The organism is Rhodoferax sp. (assembly GCF_028714215.1).
Taxonomy (GTDB): domain Bacteria; phylum Pseudomonadota; class Gammaproteobacteria; order Burkholderiales; family Burkholderiaceae_C; genus Rhodoferax.
The window spans coordinates 1-2,833 of sequence record NZ_JAQTMS010000110.1; the positions used below are offsets into that span (position 1 = coordinate 1).

Genomic DNA, 2,833 nt, shown 5'->3' on the forward strand with positions numbered 1-2,833 from the left:
CGTCCTGCGACTCTGTCACATGCGCCGGGCCTTCAAACACCAACAACGAGTCATCCACACCGGCGCTCTTGACCACGCAGCCATTCAGGGCAATGTTGCCGTACAGCACCGCCAACCCGCCTTCTTGCGAGTACGCGTGTTGCACTGAGCGGATGCAGCCCTGGGCACGATCCGTATCCAGACTCGGCCAGCGGGTGGCTTGGCTGAAAGCGACCTGACTTGGCTTGCCCGCCGGGCCAGCCAGGTAAAACTTTTGCACCTCAAGCGAAGGACTGCGCATGATGTCCCACTGCGCCAGCGCCTCCATCATGGTGTGCGCATGCACGGTGGGCACGTCGGTATGCAGCTTGCCAGCGCGTTCCAGCTCGCCCAGGATCGCCATCACGCCGCCAGCGCGGTGCACGTCTTCCACATGGTATTTGGGCGTATTGGGTGCCACTTTGCACAGCTGCGGCACACTGCGCGACAGGCGGTCAATGTCTTTCATGGTGAAGTCAATGCCGGCCTCTTGCGCCACCGCCAGCAGGTGCAAAATGGTGTTGGTGGAGCCGCCCATGGCGACATCGAGCGTGATGGCATTCTCAAAGGCTTTCAGGCCAATGGCGCGCGGCAACACGGATGCGTCATCCTTTTCGTAATAGCGTTTGGCCAGTTCCACAATCAAATGGCCGGCCCGTTTGAAGAGCTGCTCGCGGTCAGCGTGGGTGGCCACCACTGTGCCATTGCCGGGCAGCGACAAGCCCAGTGCCTCGGTCAGGCAGTTCATCGAGTTGGCTGTGAACATGCCCGAGCACGAGCCGCACGTCGGGCAAGCCGAGCGCTCCACCTCGGCGACTTCCTCGTCTGACACAGAGGGGTCAGCAGCCATCACCATGGCGTCGACCAGATCGAGCTTGATGACACCCAGCCGGGTTTTGCCGGCCTCCATCGGGCCGCCCGAAACAAACACCACCGGAATGTTCAGCCGCATGGCCGCCATCAACATCCCCGGGGTGATCTTGTCGCAGTTGGAAATGCACACCAGCGCATCAGCGCAATGCGCGTTGACCATGTATTCCACCGAGTCGGCAATGATGTCACGGCTCGGCAGCGAATACAGCATGCCGTCGTGGCCCATGGCAATGCCGTCATCGACCGCAATGGTGTTGAACTCTTTGGCCACACCGCCCGCAAGCTCGATCTCTCGCGCCACGAGTTGCCCCAGGTCTTTCAGGTGGACATGGCCGGGCACAAACTGAGTAAACGAGTTGGCGATGGCGATGATGGGTTTGTTGAAGTCGCCGTCTTGCATGCCGGTGGCGCGCCAGAGCGAGCGTGCACCTGCCATGTTGCGGCCAGCAGTAGAGGTTTTTGAGCGATAGACGGGCATGGTGATTTCTGTAGAACGGAGACAAAAGTGAAAGGCTGGTCAATTATGTCCCAGCTTCCAACTCCCGGCGTCCACCAGGCCTGTGCCGAGGATTCCTAAGACAGCGATGCCAATTCGAGCCTGGCCCTTTTTTTTTGCTGACAATTGGTGCTGGCTGCCAATCTGGCAAACAAGATTGCGCTTGATGCGTCTACCGCCAGCAAGGGTGCCGTGCTGGACGACTACTGATCAATAACGCCGCGGACAGGTCAACCCGACCCGAAATGAGACCGTTATAGTCCAGTGACTCTTTGTGCGCAACAGGAGTCACAGGCCCATTTCAATCCATTCTTTGAGGAATTCTCATGTTCAAAAAATTACTGGCTTTTTTTGCCGCCATGTTCCTGGTCGCAGCGTTCGCCGCGGTCGACGTCAACAAAGCCACTGAAGCCGAGCTCGATGGCATCAAAGGCATCGGTCCCGTGACCACCAAGCAGATTATTTCTGAGCGCAAAAAAGGTGAATTCAAGAGTTGGGACGATTTTGTGACCCGCGTCAAAGGCGTCGGCGACAAAAATGCGGCCAAGTTTTCCGCTGAAGGTCTGACTGTCTCCGGTGCCAAGTACCAGGGCCCGAGTGCAGCACCGGCCAAGAAAGCCGACAAGCCACTGACGGAAAAAGCCAAAGATGCGGCCGTGAGTACCAAGGACGCGATCAAAGGTGCAGCTATCAGCACCAAGGACGCGGTCAAGGAAACCGCGAAAGACGTCAAGAAAGCAGTCACGCCTAAAGCTGACGCAGCCAAACCGGCTGCCAGCGCCGCCAAAAAGTAAGTCCAAGACTTGCGCTCACAAAGCAACCCGCCTTGGCGGGTTTTTTTATTGCCGTTCATAGCGCAAGGAAATTGGCGCGCGCCGACATCTGCCGGCAAAAAAACCAGGACACGGGTCGCCACCTGCTGATAGTCCAAAAGCACCGCATGCGCACGCAATTCACCGGCATGCAGGCCCGTCTTAGCCTGGGCACCCCAGTATCCAAATGCATAACGTTATTCCGATAAAACATTAAGTGTAGAATTCACGTTGCACTGATTTGGTGCTTATATCGACTCTTTCACCACGATTTAACTGAGCTGCGTTGCGTTTTCACAAAAAACAGTCAACTGCGCCGGAATCCCCAAGGTTTATTGCACCTTTTCAGAGCACAGCACCATTTCCCCAGGCGGGCTCGTTTCGACCAGCGCCCATCAAATTTTTCGTTAACTAGCCAAAGGATATGTAGTGAAGTACAAGAACCTGTCTGATTTTCTCGACTACGTTAAAGCCCGTGATCCGCACCAGCCCGAATTCCACCAGGCAGTGCAGGAAGTCATGGGCAGCCTGTGGGCTTTCATCAAAGCCAACCCGCACTATGCCGACAGTGGAATTCTGGAACGTCTGGTCGAGTCCGAGCGCATCATTCAGTTCCGCGTGTCCTGGGTCGATG

2 protein-coding genes and 1 pseudogene are annotated in these 2,833 nt (G+C 56.8%); 2 read left to right on the forward strand and 1 reads right to left on the reverse strand.

Translation table 11 applies throughout. The features are described from left to right. A partial coding sequence (ilvD, locus tag PHS32_RS24085; protein WP_301082161.1) for a dihydroxy-acid dehydratase occupies positions 1–1,369 on the reverse strand: 1,369 nt, incomplete at its 3' end. A 344-nt stretch (positions 1,370–1,713) separates the two neighbouring features. Between ilvD and PHS32_RS24090 the strand changes: the two genes are divergently transcribed. Beyond that, positions 1,714–2,181 (forward strand): helix-hairpin-helix domain-containing protein, encoded by a 468-nt coding sequence (locus PHS32_RS24090; RefSeq protein ID WP_301082163.1) that lies wholly within the window; start codon positions 1,714–1,716, stop codon positions 2,179–2,181. A gap of 447 nt (positions 2,182–2,628) precedes the next feature. Beyond that, positions 2,629–2,833: pseudogene (locus tag PHS32_RS24095) on the forward strand (glutamate dehydrogenase); the annotation flags it as partial.

Excerpts from the sequence above, each read along its gene's own strand:
- PHS32_RS24090 (WP_301082163.1), top strand. The coding sequence starts at position 1,714 with ATGTTCAAAAAATTACTGGCTTTTTTTGCCGCCATGTTCCTGGTCGCA.